The 18385-nt window shown below is 64.6% G+C and carries 18 protein-coding genes; 6 read left to right on the top strand and 12 right to left on the bottom strand.

Going from position 1 to position 18385, the window contains the following annotated elements; genetic code table 11:
- The 3 genes from GM1_RS22715 to GM1_RS14925 all read left to right on the top strand — a co-directional run.
- A partial coding sequence (locus GM1_RS22715) for a hypothetical protein (protein ID WP_008380142.1) occupies positions 1–638 on the top strand: 638 nt, incomplete at its 5' end.
- A complete protein-coding gene (locus tag GM1_RS14930; protein ID WP_008380141.1) occupies positions 631–1539 on the top strand; it encodes a hypothetical protein in 909 nt (302 codons plus the stop codon). The genes GM1_RS22715 and GM1_RS14930, both read left to right, overlap by 8 nt.
- Before the next feature lie 102 nt (positions 1540–1641).
- Positions 1642–2058 (top strand): hypothetical protein, encoded by a 417-nt coding sequence (locus GM1_RS14925; RefSeq protein ID WP_008380140.1) that lies wholly within the window; start codon positions 1642–1644, stop codon positions 2056–2058.
- 83 nt (positions 2059–2141) lie between these two features.
- Here GM1_RS14925 and GM1_RS21650 read toward each other — a convergent pair whose 3' ends face one another.
- Genes GM1_RS21650 through GM1_RS14905 form a run of 4 tightly spaced genes read right to left on the bottom strand, consistent with a single transcriptional unit; the run spans position 2142 to position 5303 of the window.
- Positions 2142–2519 (bottom strand): hypothetical protein, encoded by a 378-nt coding sequence (locus GM1_RS21650; RefSeq protein ID WP_008380139.1) that lies wholly within the window; start codon positions 2517–2519, stop codon positions 2142–2144.
- 32 nt (positions 2520–2551) lie between these two features.
- Positions 2552–3592, bottom strand: a complete 1041-nt coding sequence (locus tag GM1_RS14915) for a hypothetical protein (RefSeq protein WP_008380138.1) — start codon at positions 3590–3592, stop codon at positions 2552–2554.
- Positions 3592–4953, bottom strand: a complete 1362-nt coding sequence (locus GM1_RS21645) for a glycosyltransferase 87 family protein (RefSeq protein ID WP_008380137.1) — start codon at positions 4951–4953, stop codon at positions 3592–3594. Before GM1_RS21645 ends, GM1_RS14915 begins: the two co-directional genes overlap by 1 nt.
- Before the next feature lie 50 nt (positions 4954–5003).
- The gene (locus GM1_RS14905; RefSeq protein ID WP_008380136.1) at positions 5004–5303 is read right to left on the bottom strand and encodes a helix-turn-helix domain-containing protein; all 300 of its coding nucleotides are present in this window, start codon (positions 5301–5303) and stop codon (positions 5004–5006) included.
- 410 nt (positions 5304–5713) lie between these two features.
- Between GM1_RS14905 and GM1_RS14900 the strand changes: the two genes are divergently transcribed.
- Positions 5714–7114, top strand: a complete 1401-nt coding sequence (locus GM1_RS14900; protein WP_008380135.1) for a hypothetical protein — start codon at positions 5714–5716, stop codon at positions 7112–7114.
- Positions 7115–7243: 129 nt separating this feature from the next.
- Complete coding sequence (locus tag GM1_RS21640) at positions 7244–9859, top strand: AAA family ATPase (RefSeq protein WP_008380134.1); 2616 nt, start codon at positions 7244–7246, stop codon at positions 9857–9859.
- A 4-nt stretch (positions 9860–9863) separates the two neighbouring features.
- Here GM1_RS21640 and GM1_RS14890 read toward each other — a convergent pair whose 3' ends face one another.
- Complete coding sequence (locus GM1_RS14890; RefSeq protein WP_008380133.1) at positions 9864–10478, bottom strand: recombinase family protein; 615 nt, start codon at positions 10476–10478, stop codon at positions 9864–9866.
- Positions 10475–10741 carry a hypothetical protein gene (locus GM1_RS14885; protein WP_040520284.1) on the bottom strand — a complete coding sequence of 89 codons (267 nt, stop codon included), beginning with the start codon at positions 10739–10741 and terminating at the stop codon, positions 10475–10477. Before GM1_RS14885 ends, GM1_RS14890 begins: the two co-directional genes overlap by 4 nt.
- A 162-nt stretch (positions 10742–10903) precedes the next feature.
- On the opposite strand from GM1_RS14885, the gene GM1_RS14880 reads away from it, so the two are divergent.
- Positions 10904–12079 (top strand): CHAT domain-containing protein, encoded by a 1176-nt coding sequence (locus GM1_RS14880; RefSeq protein ID WP_157436056.1) that lies wholly within the window; start codon positions 10904–10906, stop codon positions 12077–12079.
- Between the two features lie 129 nt (positions 12080–12208).
- On the opposite strand, the gene GM1_RS14875 is transcribed toward GM1_RS14880, so the two are convergent.
- From GM1_RS14875 to GM1_RS22360, 6 genes are all read right to left on the bottom strand, one after another.
- Complete coding sequence (locus tag GM1_RS14875) at positions 12209–14533, bottom strand: DEAD/DEAH box helicase (RefSeq protein ID WP_008380129.1); 2325 nt, start codon at positions 14531–14533, stop codon at positions 12209–12211.
- A gap of 4 nt (positions 14534–14537) precedes the next feature.
- Complete coding sequence (locus GM1_RS14870) at positions 14538–16499, bottom strand: site-specific DNA-methyltransferase (RefSeq protein WP_008380127.1); 1962 nt, start codon at positions 16497–16499, stop codon at positions 14538–14540.
- Positions 16500–16734: 235 nt separating this feature from the next.
- On the bottom strand, positions 16735–16926 hold the full coding sequence (locus GM1_RS14865) for a hypothetical protein (protein ID WP_008380125.1): 192 nt from the start codon (positions 16924–16926) through the stop codon (positions 16735–16737).
- 63 nt (positions 16927–16989) lie between these two features.
- Positions 16990–17745: a helix-turn-helix domain-containing protein gene (locus tag GM1_RS14860; RefSeq protein ID WP_008380123.1), complete on the bottom strand. Its 756-nt coding sequence runs from the start codon at positions 17743–17745 to the stop codon at positions 16990–16992.
- Between the two features lie 91 nt (positions 17746–17836).
- Complete coding sequence (locus GM1_RS14855) at positions 17837–18136, bottom strand: hypothetical protein (RefSeq protein WP_008380121.1); 300 nt, start codon at positions 18134–18136, stop codon at positions 17837–17839.
- Positions 18133–18381, bottom strand: coding sequence for a hypothetical protein (locus GM1_RS22360; RefSeq protein ID WP_157436054.1), 249 nt, complete (start codon positions 18379–18381; stop codon positions 18133–18135). The genes GM1_RS14855 and GM1_RS22360 overlap by 4 nt, the downstream gene beginning before the upstream one ends.
- Positions 18382–18385 lie beyond the last annotated feature (4 nt).

The raw sequence follows: 18385 nt of genomic DNA, 5'->3' as shown, positions 1-18385 counted from the left end.
TGCTGTCGCCCGTCGTCGGTGAGACGGTGGCCGACTACGCCTCGATCGCGCTGACGGGGGCAATGGCGTTCCTGGTCGCGCAGCTGTGGGAGCGCAGCACCGCGGCACCGGTCGCGGACACGGCAGTCCCGGTGGTCGCCGACGGCGACGACGGCGACGACGGCGACGACATCGCACTGCTGCGATCGACGGCTGCGGACTGGACAGCGACGGCCTCGACGTTCCTGCGCACGTGCCACGTCGGCATCCTGGCGGGCGTCTCGCTGGTCTACGGCATCGGGCTGATCGGTGTGCGCGAGGTGGTGGCCAGCGCGATGGGGCTCTTCCAGAACTTGTACATCGCGGGCGGTGCTGCGCTCGTGGTCGGGTCCCTTGTGGTCATGCCGAGCCTGATGCCGAACGTGATGCGGAGCCTTCGCCGGTCCGGCGTGGTGCGGACAGTGGAGACGCAGCCGACGGTCCACGTCGCTGCACATCCGGCACCAGCGCCAGCACCGGTACCGACCCCCGTACCCGCGCCGGTGGAAACACCTGCGCCCGCCCCAACCGCCAAGCGCGTCATGCGCGTCAAGAAAGTCGCCCCGGCCAAGAAGGTCGTCGTGCGCCGAATCGTCAAGAAGGAGAACAACGATGTCTGACAACGAAGAGTTCGAGTACGTCGACGAGGACGGCAACCCGTTGTCGGCCGACGAGATCGCCGCGCTGGGCGACGAGGTCGAGATCGTCGAGGAGACTGTCGAGGCGCCCACTGCCGTGCCAGCGCAGCCGGCCGCCGAGGCTCCGACTCCCGCAGCTCCAGCAACCCAGGGCCGCAAGGTGCCGAAGGCCGCGCTGGCCGGGGTTGCCGCCGTGGTCGTGCTGATCGGTGGCGGCGCGGTCTGGGGTCTGCACACATTGGGCAACCAGAACACCGCGGCCGACGTGAAGGCCGCAGTGTCGTCCAAGACCGAGGCCGTGAAGTCCTCAGTGGCGGTCAAGTCCAGCGAGGTCCTGGGGCCACCCGAGGAGGAGAAGTCCGACCGGACCGGCACCCGGGTGACCGGCGCTACCTGCATGGACCCAGCGCCCGCGGTCTGGGACGGCGAGGGCGACCCGCCGGAGCACAGGCTGCGGCGTGAGTCGGCAGCCGACCTGCCCTCGTCGGTCACCGCTCGCGTGAAGCGGCGGCACAAAGACGATCCGAGCGAGATTTCGATGGTGCAGCCGGAGAAGGGGCGTCTGGACATCTACGCGAGCGGTGCAGTCGGAAACTACAACCGCGCCGAGATCAGCATCGCGGGCGGCGTGCCCGTGGTGCTCGGAGACGGCGGTGTGCTGCGGGTCGGTAGGGACGTCGGGATCTGCCCGACGACCAGCCGGATCACCCGCTTTGCGGTGGTCAGCGGTAACCGTGAGAAGTCCATCGAGATCCTGTCCAGCAAGGCCGTGGGCGACACCATGTACGGGATCACCGACGACGAGGTGATCGAGTTGTCGCTGGAGAAGGTCGACCCGCCGAGCGATTCGTCGGCGGCCAGCAGCCCCGCCCCGAGCAAGTGAGAGGAGGCGATCACCAGAGCACCCACCGAACCATCCCCAACTCTGTCCCGGCTGACCTGATCTGCAACCAGAAATAGCAAGACGAGATTTGAGGAGAACGACATGACCACCATCACCAAGATCCGTACCCGCGTCGCAGCAGCAGCGGGCGGCGCCGCCATCGCGGCGGCCGCCCTGATGGCCGCCGGCACCGGCGCGGCCAGCGCCGCACCTGTCGACAGCGCGATTCCCGCCGGCGCGTACACCGCCAAGATCGCCGCACCGTCGCTCACGGGCATCTCCGGCCCCGTCGTCGGCGAGCTGCCCGCCTCGGTATCCGGCACCGGCGTGCTGACCATCGCCGGTCAGAGCGGCAAGCTGCAGCCGTTCCACGGCGGCCGCCTGGCCGCCGACGGCGCCCGTGCGGTGATCGCCGGTGTTCCAGTGGTCGTCTGGACGCTCCCCGGCGACGACGCCGAGGGCGTGTACGTCGTGGACGTGGCGGGCGCGGCGAACTCGGGCAATCTCGTTCGCCGCTGACAGCAGCCCCGAAAGCACGAGCCCCGCGCCTCATTTCTGAGGTGCGGGGCTCATGTCTTGCGCCGGTGGGCGCTTGCCGCCGGTCAGCGCCGCGGTGTGAGCTTGACGCTGTGGGTGTGGATTCCGAGAAGGGCGCCGTAGCCGGAGTAGCGGCCGTGGGCGCGCTTGGTCAGGACTATGCGTCCCCCGGGCTGGGCGTCGTAATAGGCGCCGTTGCGGGTGGGCACGAGGCGAGTGTGCGCCTTGGTGCCGTAGACGTACTCGGTCATCACGTTGCCCTTGATCATGACGGGCTTGCGGTCGGAAAGGCCGCTCAGCAGGGAGGTGCTGGTGAACCAGTAGTTTCCGCTGGCCACCTTGGCCGAGGCCTCGCCAGCGGTCACTGTGGCGCCCAGAGCGGCGGTGGCGCCGATGCCCAGGGCAAGCGCTGTGGCCGCCACGCGGGACTTGATGGACTTCATGGTGTCTTCTCCTCGTTGCGTTGATTGGTTGCTTAACTGCTGCGGTAGAACAGGACCTTTGCCTGGTAGAGCTTGTCCGAGCCACGGAGGAGCACCCAGACGAGATCCTCGTCGAAGGCGTCGGGCCTGGCTTGGGTCACGAAGACCATGCCACTGCTTAGTCCGGTGCTCTCGGTGGGGACCGTGATTCCGTTCGAGGCCTCCACGTGGAAGTACTGTTTGAACAACGACTGCTTAGGGAGATCGAAGGGTTCGAGGGCGATGTCTTCGAGCGGACCGTACTCCTTTGTCGACACCACTTGGCCGTCCTTGTTCACGACGGCGAGCTGCGTGGCAGCCAGGGTCAACTTGCCGTCCGACCGCGGGACGTTGCACACGATCGCCACTGAGCTGTCCCTGAGCTGTGTGATGCCGAGATTCCACTGCGACCCCTGGTTCAGTGCGTGATCGCCCGGGGTACAGCCTGTGCCCTGTCCGCTCAGACGTGAGAATTCATTGGGCAGGGCAATCTCTTTGGTGAGCTGGAGCGAATAGGTGGTCTCCTCGCCCCCCTTTGCGGTGTCACGCCACACGGCGGCGTCGAGATTGTCGTTACCGGCATTGATCGGCTCTCTGTTCCCTGCCTCCGCCGAGGTGGGCACACTGTTGTCTGCGCTACGCGAGCCCTGGCCGCCGGCGTTGTTGCTGCTGGAGTCGCTCCCGCTACAGCTGACCGCGGTGACGATGACGACCAGGAGCAGCGCGAGGGCGGCGGCTATGCCCGCGACGACCTTCGGCCGGCCAGCGAGCTGAGCCAGGCCGCTGCCCGAGCCAGGAGCGGTCGGTGCGGGCCGACCCGCCAGCTGGGCGAGGGTCTGCTCGGTGATAGGCGGCGCTGCAGGATCGGCGAGCTGACGGTCGTAAGCGGTCCGGCGCTGCGGATCGGCGAGGATGGCGCGCGCCGTCTCGATCCGGCCGCGAGTCAGCGGGTCGGCGGTGGCGTTCAGGATCTCGGTGAGACGCTGGCCGATCTCGGTCGGCGGCATGCGCTGGTCGAGCCCGTAGATGGCGTACAGATCTAGGTGCGGGGTCATCAGGTCCTCCTGTTGGTGGCGGTGTCGTGGGCGGGGATGTACGGCGCCGGTGGTGGTTCGGTATAGATCGGTGGGGTCGGCGGCGCGGTTTCGGTTTCGCGGCTACGCGCGGGTTCGGGATTGGCGATGGTGGCCAAGGCCAGGGTGACCAGCAGAATGAGCCCGAGGACGGGAAAGGATTCGACACGGGCCGATTGCCAAAGCGTGTAGTCGAACTCGGAACCGCCGCCGCTGGGGGCGAGCTTGTAGAGGCCGGGGATGACCGAGCAGGCGACGAGCAGAACTTCCGCCCGAATCACGGTGCGCCACAGTGCAGGCCATCGGTGGCTGGCGAGGATTCCCCACACCAGCAGGGCGGGCACGAGAACGAGGTGGTGATACCAGGTGATCGGGCTGAGCAGGTAGATCGTCAGCCATCCGGTGAGCAGCGCCCCGACGCGGTCACCCGAGCGCAACATCATGGACGTCGCGACGATGCCGGCGGCGACGACCAAGGCCATGAGGATGGCTTGGGCCGCAGGCGATCCGTCGGGGCCTGTGAGTCGATGGGCCAAGCCGACGATCGACTGGTTCCAGGCGTACCACGGATCGCCGGGCCTGGTTGGATCCCACAACAGCGTCGTGAAGTACGACCACGTCTGGTTCGGCAGCACCAGCGTGCTGAGGGCGAGTGTTGCGGCGAAGGCGAGGACGGCGTTGCGAGCTGCTCGCCACCGGCCGGCGAGCAGCATGGGGATCACCAACAGCATCGGCGTGATCTTGATTCCCGCCGCGATACCGGTGAGAGTTCCGGCGAGCCAAGAATTCTTGCCGCGTGCTCTGCCGACGCCGAGGAAGTCCTCGGCGGTGAGCCACGCGATGAGCAGATTGATCTGTCCGAACGCGATGGTGCCGCGCACAGGCTCAGACAGCGCCGACGCCAGCAGGACGACGGCTGCGAGCCCGAACGCGGCAGAACGGCGAACGGCCAGCGGTTGCGAGTCCAGCCACGGCATGCGCAGCCCATCGACGATTCCACGGGACACGAGGAACGCGATGCGCGCCATCGCGGCAACGCTCGCGGCGGCCAGCAGTCCGGTGGCCACGTCGGACGGCCCCAGGTCGAGCACCGCGAACGCCATCGCAGCGAACGGTGGATAGGTGAACCACCAACCTCCCTGCCACCGAGTGGTGTAGAGGGCCGCCGGATCGTGGAACACTGCATGGCCACCGTCGAGGTAGATGCGGGTGTCGAACAGCGACCAACGCGCGTCGACCAGTACCGGAACCTGCATTGCCAGAACGACAATGCAGACGGCGAGGAACCCTAGCTTGGCCAACCCGGCCACGTCGCTGTCTGCCGGAGCAGAAGTGCGCTTCATTCGTCTATCCCCCTCTCGTCGGTGCGAAAGGGAGTCATGCAGGAGAGGGTCTACGCCTCGGGCTTGAGCGTGGCCGCGAGGCCTGGGTCGGCCTCGGCCGCGGCGATGATCTCCGAGAGCGGCGTGCCCAGGGCCGCTGCCAGATTCCATAGCGAATCTGACGAGAGCGACTTCTGTCCGCGCTCGACCTCGATGATCGTCGAGCGGGCCATCCCGGCCAACTCGGCGACCTGCGCCTGAGTCAGGCCAGCCGCTTTGCGCGCGTCGCGGATCGCCGCGCCGAGCGCTTCACGACGCACGGCGCGCACCCGCAACTGCTGCGAGTCGAGACGTGAATCGGGAGCTGGCACCCGTCCATCGTCCCACGCCGCCCAGCCTGTAGACCTCCTGCATTGACTCCCCTCTGGTCGCTTCTGTCGTATGTCGGCCTAGGCCGACATACGACCTCACCATATTGCCTGACACGCTGGACGCAAAGCGATGGATCATCCAACGTCGGTCATTCGAATGATGTGGACAGTGACGTGGCGGAAGTCCATTGCTTGCAGCCCGGCACGACAGTGTCTACCAGGGGATTTGGCGAAGAGCCAGAAGAGAAACGTGGGATCAGCAGCAGGAAACATGGACGCGAAGCGCCCAATTGCTCATGCCTATCATCCTATCGCCGGGATCAGTGTGATCAGGCTCACACCCCCAGTTGGGCTCCGGGCGAGGGTCTGGTAAAGATGCTCCACAAGGGAGCCGAAACAAGGGGGAATCGATGGCCCACATAGACCTGTATCAATCGTTCGGACTGGACCGGGCGGCCGGTTGCGAGAAGTTGGCGCAGCAGCTCGACGCCCGGATCGCGTCGACGGGCCCGGGCGACGCGGTCCTGCGCGAGCAGCTGACGACAGCGCAGGCGATCCTGGGATCACCGCAGCGCCGCGCGATATACGACGGCCGGCTGGCCGACCCCGGAGGTCCACCACTGGACACGCAGGCCCTGCACGAGCTAGCGGGCCTGCCAGGCTCCCCCATGATGTCCGCGTCCGCGCCCCGCGTCGGGCCACCTCCGTCAGCCGGCACGAGCGCTGCGTCCGGTACGGGCGGTCAAGCCGGCTGGTTGCCGACGACGAAGGTTCTGCTCGCGATCGTCGCGGTCCTGGTCGTCGCGGTGATCGCAGCCGTGACGGCCCTGGTGATCAGCCGGGGACCAGACTCCGACCAGACCGCGGCACCGACCGACAGCCCCAACAGCAGCGAGCCCGCGCGGCAGTCGGGGGCGCCCGCGTCGACGGATCAGCCAACCCCGCCCGCAGCTCCCGTCGCCGGCGCCTACCCCGGCGCCGGAGGACCCCGGCCAGCGAGCGCCGCACCGCTGCCGACCTACGTCAGCAGATACGGCAAGCTCGAATCTGCGCACCTGCTCACACCCACCGGCGGGATCGGCTGCGACTTCAGCACGCAGAACGAGTACACGCGGCAGGGCCAGTGCGGAGTCCGGAGCATGAACACAACCAGCAGCCCCTTCGGCACCGAGAAGATAGGCGGGACCGACAAGGGCCGATGGCTCTTTCAGCTCTCCAATGACCGGGTCGGCGAACCCGTGGGCAACACCGGCACCACCGGCTGGATGAACCAGCCGCTCAGCGACGGCTACCAGGTGCCGCGCGTGCAGTACGGCAAGCAGTACTACTTCCAGGACTGGGCGATCGCCTCGGAGATGAACGGACTCACGGTCTGGAACACCACGACCGGCAGCGGGATATTCCTCTCCAACGAGAAGGTCGAGAAGTTCGACGGGCCAGGCGGTTCGAGTCCCCCGGCCCGCGACGACGAGGGCGCAGAACCGGTAGTGCTGGGCTCGATGCCGAGCAACGGCACCGGCTACGGAAGCGCGAGGCCAACGGAAATCTACGCCGGCGGATCGCCGACCAGCCGGATCACAGGTATCACCTGGTCGGACTGGGGCGGCGCCCAGGCAGTCGGCACGGGCACCGGTGTGTGGCGCGAAGACGGCAGAGTCGGCCGGGAGCAGTACATCCCGGCCACGGTCGTCGCCTCGGACATCGGCACGTGCAATGGCAAACGCGCCTACCTCAAGATCGTCTGGTACTTCCCTAGCAAGGGCGAGACGGCTGACGCCGGACGCGAGATGAAGACCTGTTGGGACCGGTAGGGAGCGAAGCGTTTCGCGCTGTCGGCACTGCGGTCGACATCGGCGAGTCATAAAATTAGGCAAAATCCGTTCTAAGAAGTTCAGTGCGAGCCGGGGCGATGCCTGGTTGAACAATGATGGAGAAGACGTATGGCTGCGCAGTCTCACAACGTAGGTTTCGGGTTGACGACGGGCAAGGAGGGGATGTCCAAGCAGCTCCGACGCGGGCTGGAGTTGACTGTGACGATCACACGCGCAGGGCCTGGCGACGTGATCAATCTCGCTGAAGGACGCTACGCACCCACTGAGACGACCGTCTCCGATCTTGTCCTCCGCGGTTCCGGAAGTCCCGAGAGAACAATCTTGTCCGCCTCACCGCTGGTCATTCGTGGACGCTCGATAATCGAATGTTGCACGATCGAGTACTCCTTCCACACCGGGCCAGCACGAGCGCTTCACATCGAAGGGGCGGGTTCGACTGCACTACTGAGAAACGTCATAGTCCAGCGTGAGAGTGGCAGCGCCCTGTCGGCGGGGATCGGGCGAGTCGCGGCGAAGGCGATGAATCGAGACAGCCTTCCCGACGTCTATGTTGGACCCGGCGCGAGCCTATGGCTCGACGCTTCTGCGGTGGGGTCGGTCGTGGTGGACGGCGGTCATCTCTACCACTCACCCAATGCTTCGATCAGCGACATAGTCTGCATCAACGGCGGAGTGGCATCGCAGACAGCGCCGCAGCCTGATGCTCCGATGCAGCAGCAAACGGCACAGCCACCAGCCACTCAACCGCGGATAGCGCCGCAGCCTCGTCAGCCGACGCAGTCCGGGCCGAACCGCTCGGCATCCGGGAGCCCAACGCGCGACCGGGTCGGCGCGTACAAGGACAAGTTCCGGTCGATGCTGAAGACCGACAAGTCCGCGGCAGGAGACCAGCCCAGCTCTGGGGCTCGATCGCGGCCTTCGGTGCCGGCCGGTGCGGTCGGGCCGATCCCGAACGGTAAGCCGTTGAAGCCGTTCTCGCAGATGTTGGCGTGGCCGAGTTCTGCCGGTAGCAACTGGGCGGACCATATCAGGCCTCAGCTCAGTGCTGGGACCAATCTGATCCTTGAGCCCGGCGAATACTGGCTTCCGTCAAGCAACTTCAAAGATATCGCGTTCAGCGGCCACGGGGACCCGACAAAGGTCATCGTCAACCTCGCCGACGGCCCCATCGGACCCAGCGCTGGACATGCCCTTGTGCTCTCGAATCTCACATTGCGACCCGGGATCGGGCAGACGGCCATCCTTGCAAGTGAGGGCCGATCGCTCGTGTTGTCCAACGTGGTCATCGATCACTACCGGCTTGGTTTCGGGGTCGCCAGATCTGGCGACGGGGACGAGTACTTCCCTCTGATGATTCTGCGATCCGGTCTGACGACGCTGGAGCACTGCGAAATACGCGCCGATCGGCATAGCTTTGACGGGTATGTTGATATCTCTGATTCCGCGCGACTACAGGCGACGAGCTCATTCGTAGGATGGGCCGTCGCATCGCGAGGCTACATTGCGCTGAACAATTCCAGTGCCTATGGGGTATTCGCAGCCACTGACGGAGAAGTCCAATCGAACGGGACGCTGCAATTGATTGACGTTGGCGATGCCGAGGCATCGCCCCTGGTCGCGATGTCTGGTGGTCAGATCATTGCAGACAGCGTGGTGTCACAGCGGAAAGTGACCAGAATCCGGTCCGAAGGAAAGGCCTCGGTAAGCGTTGCGAACTTGTTCCTGCCTGAGGGTGGCAGCGCCGTCGTTGAGCGTGAGAATGACGGAACCGCGAGCGTCGGCGGGGATCAGGACAAGATCAAGTACACCGACGGAAGCGGCGGAGCGACCGGCGCCAAGTACGCCACTGTGGAGGAGGCCCTCGCCGCGCTGGACGAGTTCGTCGGTCAGGACCAACTCAAAATGGAGATCAAAACCCTGATCAGCCGAATCCAAGTCGACCGCGTACGGGAGGCTCGGGGGCTTCAAACGACTGGAAGGTTGACCCAGAATTTTGTGTTCGCGGGTCCTCCTGGCACGGGCAAGACCGAGATCGCACGAATCATGGGAAGCATCTACAAGGCGCTTGGTGTCCTCGAAAAAGGTCACTTCGTCGAGGTCGACCGGGAGAAGTTAGTAGGCCAGCACCTGGGACATTCTGCGGCAAAGACGGACGAGAAGATCACCGAGGCACTCGACGGTGTTCTTCTGATCGACGAGGCGTACGGACTGCAAGAGGAGGGTCTCGACGGCGGCGACGCATTCGGAAACGAGGTGATCAACACCCTTCTGAAACGGATGCTCGACGAGCGCGACCGGCTGATCGTAATCGCAACTGGGTACCCCGACGAGATGGATCGTTTCCTCGACGCGAACCCGGGCCTGCGGTCGCGATTCACCGAGACGATCCACTTCAACCCGTACCGAAACGACGAACTGGTCGAGATAGCCAGGCGGATGGCTCAGTCGGCCGGTTACTCGGTTGATGAGGGCGCTATGCGCGCCCTGTACGACGTACTCGGCGCCGCCGAACAGCAGGGAGTCATGTCGCGCAAGGGCTTCGCCTACGCCCGAGTCGTCGAAAGCATCATCCAGACGCGGGCGCCCGGGCAACTAGCACGCAGGATCGCCGATCATCTGAACCGGGCGGATAATCGGACGCTCTCGACGCTGACAGCGGACGATGTCTATCCGGCCGCAGTAGCCGAGTTGAGTAGGTACGGCTTCGATCCCAGCAAGCGTTAGCTGATCAGGGTTTCCCGAGAGCCGCATACCGGTACGCGGTCTGGCGGCTCACCCCGTACTCGCGCGCGAGTGCGGCCATCGACTCCCCTGCGGCCTTACGCCGCGCGAGTTCACCCGCCTGTTCGTCGGTGAGCTTGGGCTGGCCGCCCTTGTACTTCCCCGCCGCCTTGGCGATGGCGATGCCCTCTCGTTGGCGCTCCTTGATGATCGCTCGCTCGAACTGCGCGACCGAGCCGAGGATGCCCAGCATGAGCGCGGCCTCGGAGCCGTCGTCGCCAGTGAAGGTGCGCGCCTCCTTGACGAACTCGACCGCGACACCGCCCCCGCACTCGATAGTCTTGCCGTCGATGACGAGGTCCCCACCCTTGGTGAGTGCGTCGACGATCTGGTGCAGGTCGACGATGTTGCGGGCCAACCGGTCCATCGAGTGCACGACGAGAGTGTCGCCCTCGCGGACGTAGTCGACGGCCCGGGCCAGCTCGGGGCGGCCGTCGGTGCTCTTGCCGCTGGCCTTGTCGGTGAAGACCTTGTCGACCTCGACGTCGGCGAGCTGCCGATCGGTCTTCTGGTCGACGGTGGAGACTCGCTTGTATCCGATGCGCTGGTGCTTGGCGGTCATCGTTCGCGACCCCCGGGCGCGAATCCGCGACTCCGCTTTTGTTCCTCGGTATCGACCTGTGCGAGCACGCGTCGGATGTCGGCGAGGCCGGGAACCTTCTCCAGCTCCTCGGTGTCGTTCACGACGACGGTGACGTCACCCGTCTTGCCGTCGATCCGTGCCGCCAGCCCCCTAACGACGTCGTCCCGCTGGTGCCGCACAGCCAGATCGATTCTTCGGGCCAGCAGTCGCGCTGCGGTCGGATGAATGCGGATGCGAGCCATTTGGGGGTCTCCGTTCGATTCGTCCGCGTCCATCGCGGCACCTGGTTATGTGTCAACCTAAGTCTAAGACTTCAACTTGAAAGTGTCCAGTGAATCGAATCTGGACCCTAATATGACGGAATATGCCGCAGTGCGGAGATGTTCCAGCAGGGTGTACCTGAGATGGACGACTTGGAGAGAGTCTGCCGACTGCCGTCGGCGCCAAATGCGGTCGCAAACCGTGAGCTTAACCTCGTGTCACATCTCACTTTACCTGCGGATATCTGTGATACTGACGCGATGGAGAAGGTATTGGTGTGGGTTTGTGCGCCGGAGTTGTCGTTCGCGGCAGACGAGGTATCTTCGATCATCAGACTGAGATCAGCGGACTTCAAGGTTATGGATACCGACGTCGATTGGCCCGACCTGGCGCGCGTGGTGAGCGGATTTCGGCCGACAATCTTCCATTTCATTGGGCACGGAGACGCGAGCGGGAACGTGATGGTTCCGGAGAACGGTCACAGAGTCGGATACAACGCGGTTAGGGTCATTCGCACAATCTCTGCGGCAAGTGCTGAACTTACGGGCGTCTTCCTGAGTGGTTGTTATAGCGTCGGCGCGGGGCCGGACTTAGCGCAGTCCTTAACACCTGCGGGGGGCTGGGTCATCGGAACCAGGACTGGGGTCGATGACGACCTCGCGAAGTACTTCGCCGAACGCTTCTACAGCCACTTAAGCGGTAGCGCACAGTCGCCACACGAGGCGTTTGAAGTTGCCAGGTGCTATGCAGACACTATTTGGGAAGACGAAGTTCCGCATGCGATTTGGTCGGAGTTCTCCAGGTTGCCGCCAGTCAGCGAGATGTCACGAACCATCTACACCTGTATCCGTAGGGTTTTCGATCGCCCTGCTTTCCAAACGCCTATGAGGATGGAGTTATCCCTCAAGGACCTGGCAGACGCCATGGAGGACGTTATCCACGCGCTGGGAACAGGTGAGGTCCGGTCACGGCGGTACGGCGTGAGCAGTGCCTCATTTCCAGCTGAATGGCTCAACGAGGCGACAATCAGTAAGTTCGTCGTTGGCCTACGGAAGAAGGTCACAGCCGCACAGGCTGCGCTGAAGTATGCGACGGAGGGAACTGCTGGAGACTATGTCTCGCCGACCTTGATCAACTTCGACGGCGGTCAGACCACGCAGGTCGAGTGGATGAAACGGCTCAACGACGTGGACCGCAAGAGGAATGCGGTAATCAGTGCGGTGAACAAGTTGATCGCCGATCAGGGTGTTGGCAAGCTGCCCTCGATCTCTTTGTCGTTCAGCAAAGCTGAGGTCGATGGGGCGCAACAAGAGCCGTAGAATCAACCCTCAATGCAACGAGGGTCGGGAGGGTCCTGTGAGACTGCATGACCCGGACGATCTCTCAGTTGGCGGTGTATCGGCGAGCGTCTCACTCACCGACCGGCTTGCGGACACGTAGTTAGGTCGCTACTTGGGCACGAAAGACATCGTGAGCGAGTCGAGATCGTCGTGCGGGAGGGTCCTCAGAGCCTGTCCGCTGCTGAGTTCCCAGATGGAGTAGCCGTCCTTGCTGTCGGGCGTGCCGTCGGTCTTCCACTTGCCCTCGGTGACGAACTTGACCTCGACTGTTGTAGACACGTCCTTGTGCGGCGCTATCGTCAGGAGCTTCCGGCGCGAGTCGGTCTCGACGAGGTGCTGGCCCTTTGTGTCGACGCAGATCACCCTGTCGTCGACCCAGATCAGGAAGTCGGGGAAGAACCAGATTGTCTGGCCGAGTGAGATGAGCGGGATCTTGTACCCGGTCTGCGGCCTGTTCCGCGCCCAAGGCAGCCTGGTCTTGTCGAGAGCCTGGGCGAACTTCGACTCGAACTGATTGAGCCCGTCGTACCCCTCGTGAACGGCGTTCTGGAAAGTCTCCATCGACGCTCTTCGCGCGAGCGTGCTGGCTACCTCGTAGGGCTTCGGCTTGAGCACCTTCACGACGGCGTGCCGGAGGTATTCGTCCACCGCCTCGGCGGCATGATCGGTCAGGCTTGCGTACGCGTTGCTGCCAACACCAATCTTCGCGTCGAACTTCGGCTCGTCGGTGTCCATCACCGTGAGGGAACGCTTGTACCGTCGCGCCACCTCACGCCGGAATACCCATCGTGCGTTCACACGGTTGGCCTGTTCGAAGTCAGTCCAGTCCGAGTCGACGGGCGCGCTGTCGCCGATCTTCTGTTGGACTGTCCTGCGACGTCCCACCCCGCGCGTGTTCACCGTGTCCTGGCTGTAGTTGTGCACCTTCGCGATGACCTTCTGCACGGGGCCGACGGTGTCGGTGTTGTCGATGCCGGTACGCGGCACGCGTCGAAGGGACTTCGGCGGCAGGCTGACGGCGTCGCCGGTATCCGGCGGAGAGGTGAGAATCCTTATCTCGGGCACGTCGCTGCCGAGTCCCTTGCGCACTTCATCGACGACCTGGGTGAACGCATCGTTGCGGTCGACGCGGACATAGAAGTGCGCGGTGTTGAGGCGGTCGGCTTCGTAGTGGACGGCGCCGGGCTGGCGGAGCACCCGGCCGACGATCTGGGTGATCTGGACCGGTGAATCCATGGTCTTGTCGACGTATGCGAAGTAGACCGTAGGGTCGTCCCAACCCTCCTGCAGGGTTCGGTTGAAGATGATGTGCCGGTAGTCGCCTGCGACGAACTCGTCATAGTCGTTGTCGCCGCCGTTGAAAAGTACGAAGTCCGACGGCAGCGGGAAGTCCTTGTGCGTCTTGAGGTTCGCGTAGACCGCGATCTCGTCAGCCGGTACTCCGCACTGCTCGGTGAGGTATCGCCAGATGAGGATCGGAGGTGCCTGCCGTTGTTCGAAGACCTGCTCGGCGCTATCGGTTTGGCTCGCGTCGTCGGCGAGGATGTTCGTGTTGCAGACGTATATGGCCTTCGGCAGGAAGTCCAGCCCCTCTGTCCGCGCCAACTGTTCGGTTTCTTGCATCGCCGCGAGCATCTCGGAGACGGTCTCCTGCATCGGCGCATTGAGCCCGTCGAGCGAGATCATGCCCTTCACCAGACCAGATGCCACGACCGTCGAGGACGGGACCGCGGTGATGAGGTCCTCGTCCTTGTAGCCACCCTGCGCGCGCAGCTGCTGAATCACCTCGGTGTCGAACTGCGCAGGGAAGCGAAGAGTGGCGCTGGCTAGCAGGAACACCGCCGGGTGCTGCTCCAGCAGCAGAATCGTCTGCTGATCACTGAGGTTCTGCGCCTCGTCGTAGACGACGATCAGCGGCCGACGCGTGCCGTCGGCGGTCTCGCGACCCTTGAGAGCCTCCCAGCGCGTGTCCTCGATGTTGTCGGTATCAGCGGCGAAAATCTTGAGGTTGCTGTTCTCGCGGTCCTTGCGGTTGAAGGTTCCGACGGTCGCGAAGTAGAGCAGGGCGTCGCCGGAGTCGGCGACGTCGGTTGGGTCGTACTCGCTCAGGAGCCGCACGGTGACATCGGGCAGGAGGTGCGCGTACTTCCCACCCCCGGCGAGGTTGGCGTAGCTCTGCTGGACGACGACCTTGCCGGTGGACAGCCACAGGATGATCGGCGGGACCTCCGACATGTCGATGATCTCGTTGACAGCCTGAGCGAGGATGGCGGTCTTTCCCGATCCTGTAATGGACGAGAGCGCTTGGTAGAAGGGCACATCGTGGCGGTTGGCCCCGCGGCCGAACGATATGGGCTCGGTGCTGTACTCCACATACCGATCGGCCATCTGGGAAGCCGCCGTCTGCTGGAACTGGAAGAGTTCGATAGCCACCGGATCAGACCTCCTCGGTGAAGGGCTCGGACCGGACGTCGAGGCCGAAGTCAGAGAGGATGCGATCCGGGATCTGGTACCAGACGACGTCATCGGTCACGATGAGGTTCCGCCGGCTGTAGACGTGATAGACGTCGGAAAGCTTCGCGGCCTCGGCCTCTTCGGCGATCTCCTCGTAGACCTCCTCCGTGAGGTCAGTGTTGGAGTCAGCGCCGGACCAGACGAGGAAAATGCCTTCATTGGCGGCGTTCTTGGCCACCAGGTAGGCGTACGGCTCCTCGTCAGCGTCGACCACGGGTATGAGCACCGCCCGTCGGCGGCTGCCCGTGCTGGAATGCGAGGCGATGACGGTGTCGATCATCTCGTCCCGTTCCATGAGCAGCAGCGTCTTGGCGTCGACCTTCTTCTCCAGCTTCTTGAAGGTGAAGCCGCCGCCGAGCGGCTCGTGCGCGCCTTTGGACCAGTCGCCGTCGATCACCCGACGCAGTCGATCGACCGTCAGCGTCCTCGCGTAGGAATCGCCATTGTCAGGGCGTCCTTGTTCGATCAAGATAAACCGACGGTCGGAACCGGTCGCCTTGTTCAGGTCGAGCACGGCGTGGCCGGTAGTCCCGGAACCCGCGAACGGGTCCAGCACCAGTCCACCGGGCGGGCACCAGAGGCTAATAATCTTCTCCATCAACTGGAGCGGTTTCACCGTATCGAAGCCGTGACCACGACCGACGACGGCATTCAGCTCACTCTTTCCGGTCTCAGAGGTCCCAGACTGAGGATGGGGCCACGACACTGTGTCAATCTCGGCCACCTCGAACTCTTCGTCGGACGCCCAGTACGTCGTCGGCACGACACCGACCTCCACATCGGACAGGTAGGTCTTGTACCGGAGTTCGCCGTGACCAGGGTTTCGCGAACGGTCGTTCCTCCAGAAGTAGCGCGGCCACGAGCCCGCCTTCCTCCGTTCGAGCGCGAGCTTCTTCGCAGCTCGGACCGCGGGGTCCTTGGAGTAGTCCCGTGTGAGGGGGTTCCGAGCGCCCTTGATGACCAAGGCGGGTCGGAGTCCGTCGTCGAGGTCTCGATCCTCGTATTCCGCACCCCATGCCTCCGCTGCCGCCTTCATCTTCGCGCGCTCGTTTCGCCAGCAGCGACCTTCCTGCGGGTAATGCAGCTTGCCCGTGAACGGGTTCTGGATTCCGTAGACCTGCCCAGGATGAGTCGACGCCCCCATGAGGGTGGAGTCGGACGGGGCCCACGCGCCGAGCGGATCGGAGTCTGGGTTCACGTACCCGGAAGCAGTCTTCTCTGATCGCGGAAGGCGACCCGTCCGGACCTTGTCCTCATCCTTGGCGTAGATGAGCACGTACTCGGTCGCCGTCGACACGCCCTGGTCGTGGTTCTTGGGGGATGTGATCTTCTGCCAGTTGATGATGGCGAGGCGATTATCCTCGTGGAACAGCTCGTCGAGCATCTGTCCGAGGTGAAACAGTTCGCGGCTGTCGATGCAGATGGCCAACACTCCGGTCGGCTTTAGCATTGCCTTCATCATCTGCAGGCGTGGGTACATGAACTTCATCCACTTGGTGTGGCGCGCGGGATCGTCGCTGCCGACGAACTCTCCCATGTCGGGGTCGTTCGGGTCCTTATCCCACTTGTCGTTGTAGCGGAAGTCGCCACCAGTGTTGTACGGCGGGTCCGTGAGGATCATGTCGACCTGCCCACGCTCGCGGTAGAGGGACGCGAGAGCCTGGAGGTTGTCGCCTTCGAGAAGGACGTTCCGGGCACGCCCATGCTCGTCGCCGGCGCTCAATGACTTGACGGTGCGCTGATTGCGGGGTCGCACACGACGCCCGATCTGGCGTGCCAGGACCTTGCCGGGGAACGACAGGTTCACTCCCGCGCCCGTCTTCTCACGGATCATCTCGATCAGTTGCTCGACGGGCAACGACTCCAGGTCTATCAGATCGTCCACGGAACCTGCTTTCGCTTGAGAATGGCAGCACATCTGGAGCGCCCAATGATCCGGGGCGCTTGGACGTGCGGTTGCTGCTAATAGACCAGATGCCTCTGACATTTCGCGTTGAGCGCGAAGGGCAAGAGGCGTGCTGGGTGCCCTGAATCCTGGTCTGAGGATAGTCAATGTGGGATGCACCGATCCGTACGGGGCTTGTATCGGAAGAGCACGGGGCCATCTTCGGGCCTAGTGTTCAAGGCGGCCAAGGGCGGTCCTCAGCGCCCCTGTCGACGCGGTGCTGATCCTGAGGCGGCACCTCGTCGCCGGATTGGATGATCAGCTCGGCCTGCGCCAGCGCGTTGATCGCGTAGCCGATCGGCTGGGTGCGCTCGAACTCGGCGTCGATCTCGGCCTCGGTCATCGTCTCTTCGTCGTCGGCGTCCATGCCGACCAGTACAGCGTGATGGGACAGGTGCCGGTGGTCGAACCGCGGAAGTGACCGACGGTGCTAGTGTCCACCGGCGTTCTCGGCCTCGGCCTTCCAGCGCTGGACCGTCGAGGTGGCCACGCCGGCCTCCCGTGCGGTGGCGCGTATCGAGGCGCCGGTGTCCAGGGCTGCGAGCACCGCGGCCTTGCGGCTGTGCGCGCCGCGGGCCGCCGAGCGCAGGCGCTGGGCCTTGTCCCCGGTCGGACGGCGCAGACGGCCAGCCCGCGGCGCGGGTGGTCGGTAGGTCTCGATCGCCGCGGCGACAGCGCCGCTGCCCGGGAACAGGTCATCGACGGCGTCGGTGGCCGGGTCGTAACCGAGCAGTGCCAGCACCCAGTGCGTCCACGCCTGCGGCTTGCGACCGATGAAGGTACCGCCGGATCGCTCGAAGCCGGCATGCAGCACGTCGTCGGCGATCGGGCCGGTCCCGTGGGTGCGCCGACCCTGCGGCGTGAACACCAGCAGCGGCTCATAGACGCCGCGGACTCGGGAAGCCGACGGCATGGCGTTGGTCTTGTGCCAGATCGCGACGCGCACGCCCGGCGGTTCGGCGGACAGGTAGAGCGGCAGGCTCGCCGGGTCCATCGCGATCGCCCACCCGTCGTAGTCGGACTGCAGGCGGGCGAGCAGGTCCAGATGGCTGGCCTGTTCATCCCAGTAGGCGGCTTCCGGGTGCTCGTCGGCCCGACCTTGGCCATCGCCGTGTCCATAGCCGTCGGTGCCGTACCAACGGACGGCCTTGTTGAGATACGGCGGGTCCGCAATGGCTAGGCGCATGACTCAAAGTGTACCGAAATCGGTACACTTCAGCGATGGAGAACAGAGGCCCCGCCAGCCATCGGCCGGCGGGGTCGCGGTCAGGAGTCGGCTACTGCGTGCGCCAGGCCGAGCTGGGCTTGGGACGTCGTGGCCGCCGGGGGCGTTCGTCTGCGGGCTGGTCGCCCTGGCTCGGACTCTGCGGTGACCGGGGCTGTTCCCGCACGTGCTCTGCCAGCTCGGCGAACGCGGACGGCGCGGCGTTCCTGGCTCGCTGCCGGTCGGCCTCGATGACGCCGGTGAGCCATGCGTCGGGATTTCCGCCGGCGTCGTGGATCATCCGGTCGAGCCACTGCGCGGTGGCCTCGTCGGGCAGGGTGAACGCGACGTGGAGGGGGTTTTCCTTGGTCACGTGCGGTCTCCTCTGTTCAGGTTTCGGGCTGCGATGATCCGTAGTGCGTCGGGGCTGGTGGTGATCTCGGCGTAGCCCACGGGCGCGCCGTCAAGGGTGGTGATGTGGACGCCCAGCACCGTGGTGCCCGGGTCGTCGCCGTCGCGCAGCAGGCCCACGCGGGCCTCCACTCGCAGGTCCAGCAGGGTGTCCCCGTCTCGGAGTTTGGCTACAGGCGTGATCTGAAAGTCGGGTACGGAGGGCACGCGC

This window comes from Gordonia malaquae NBRC 108250 (genome assembly GCF_000344135.1).
Lineage (GTDB): Bacteria > Actinomycetota > Actinomycetes > Mycobacteriales > Mycobacteriaceae > Gordonia > Gordonia malaquae.
The sequence above is the reverse complement of the archived record's forward strand: the minus strand, read 5'-3'. Positions and strand labels throughout refer to the sequence as shown.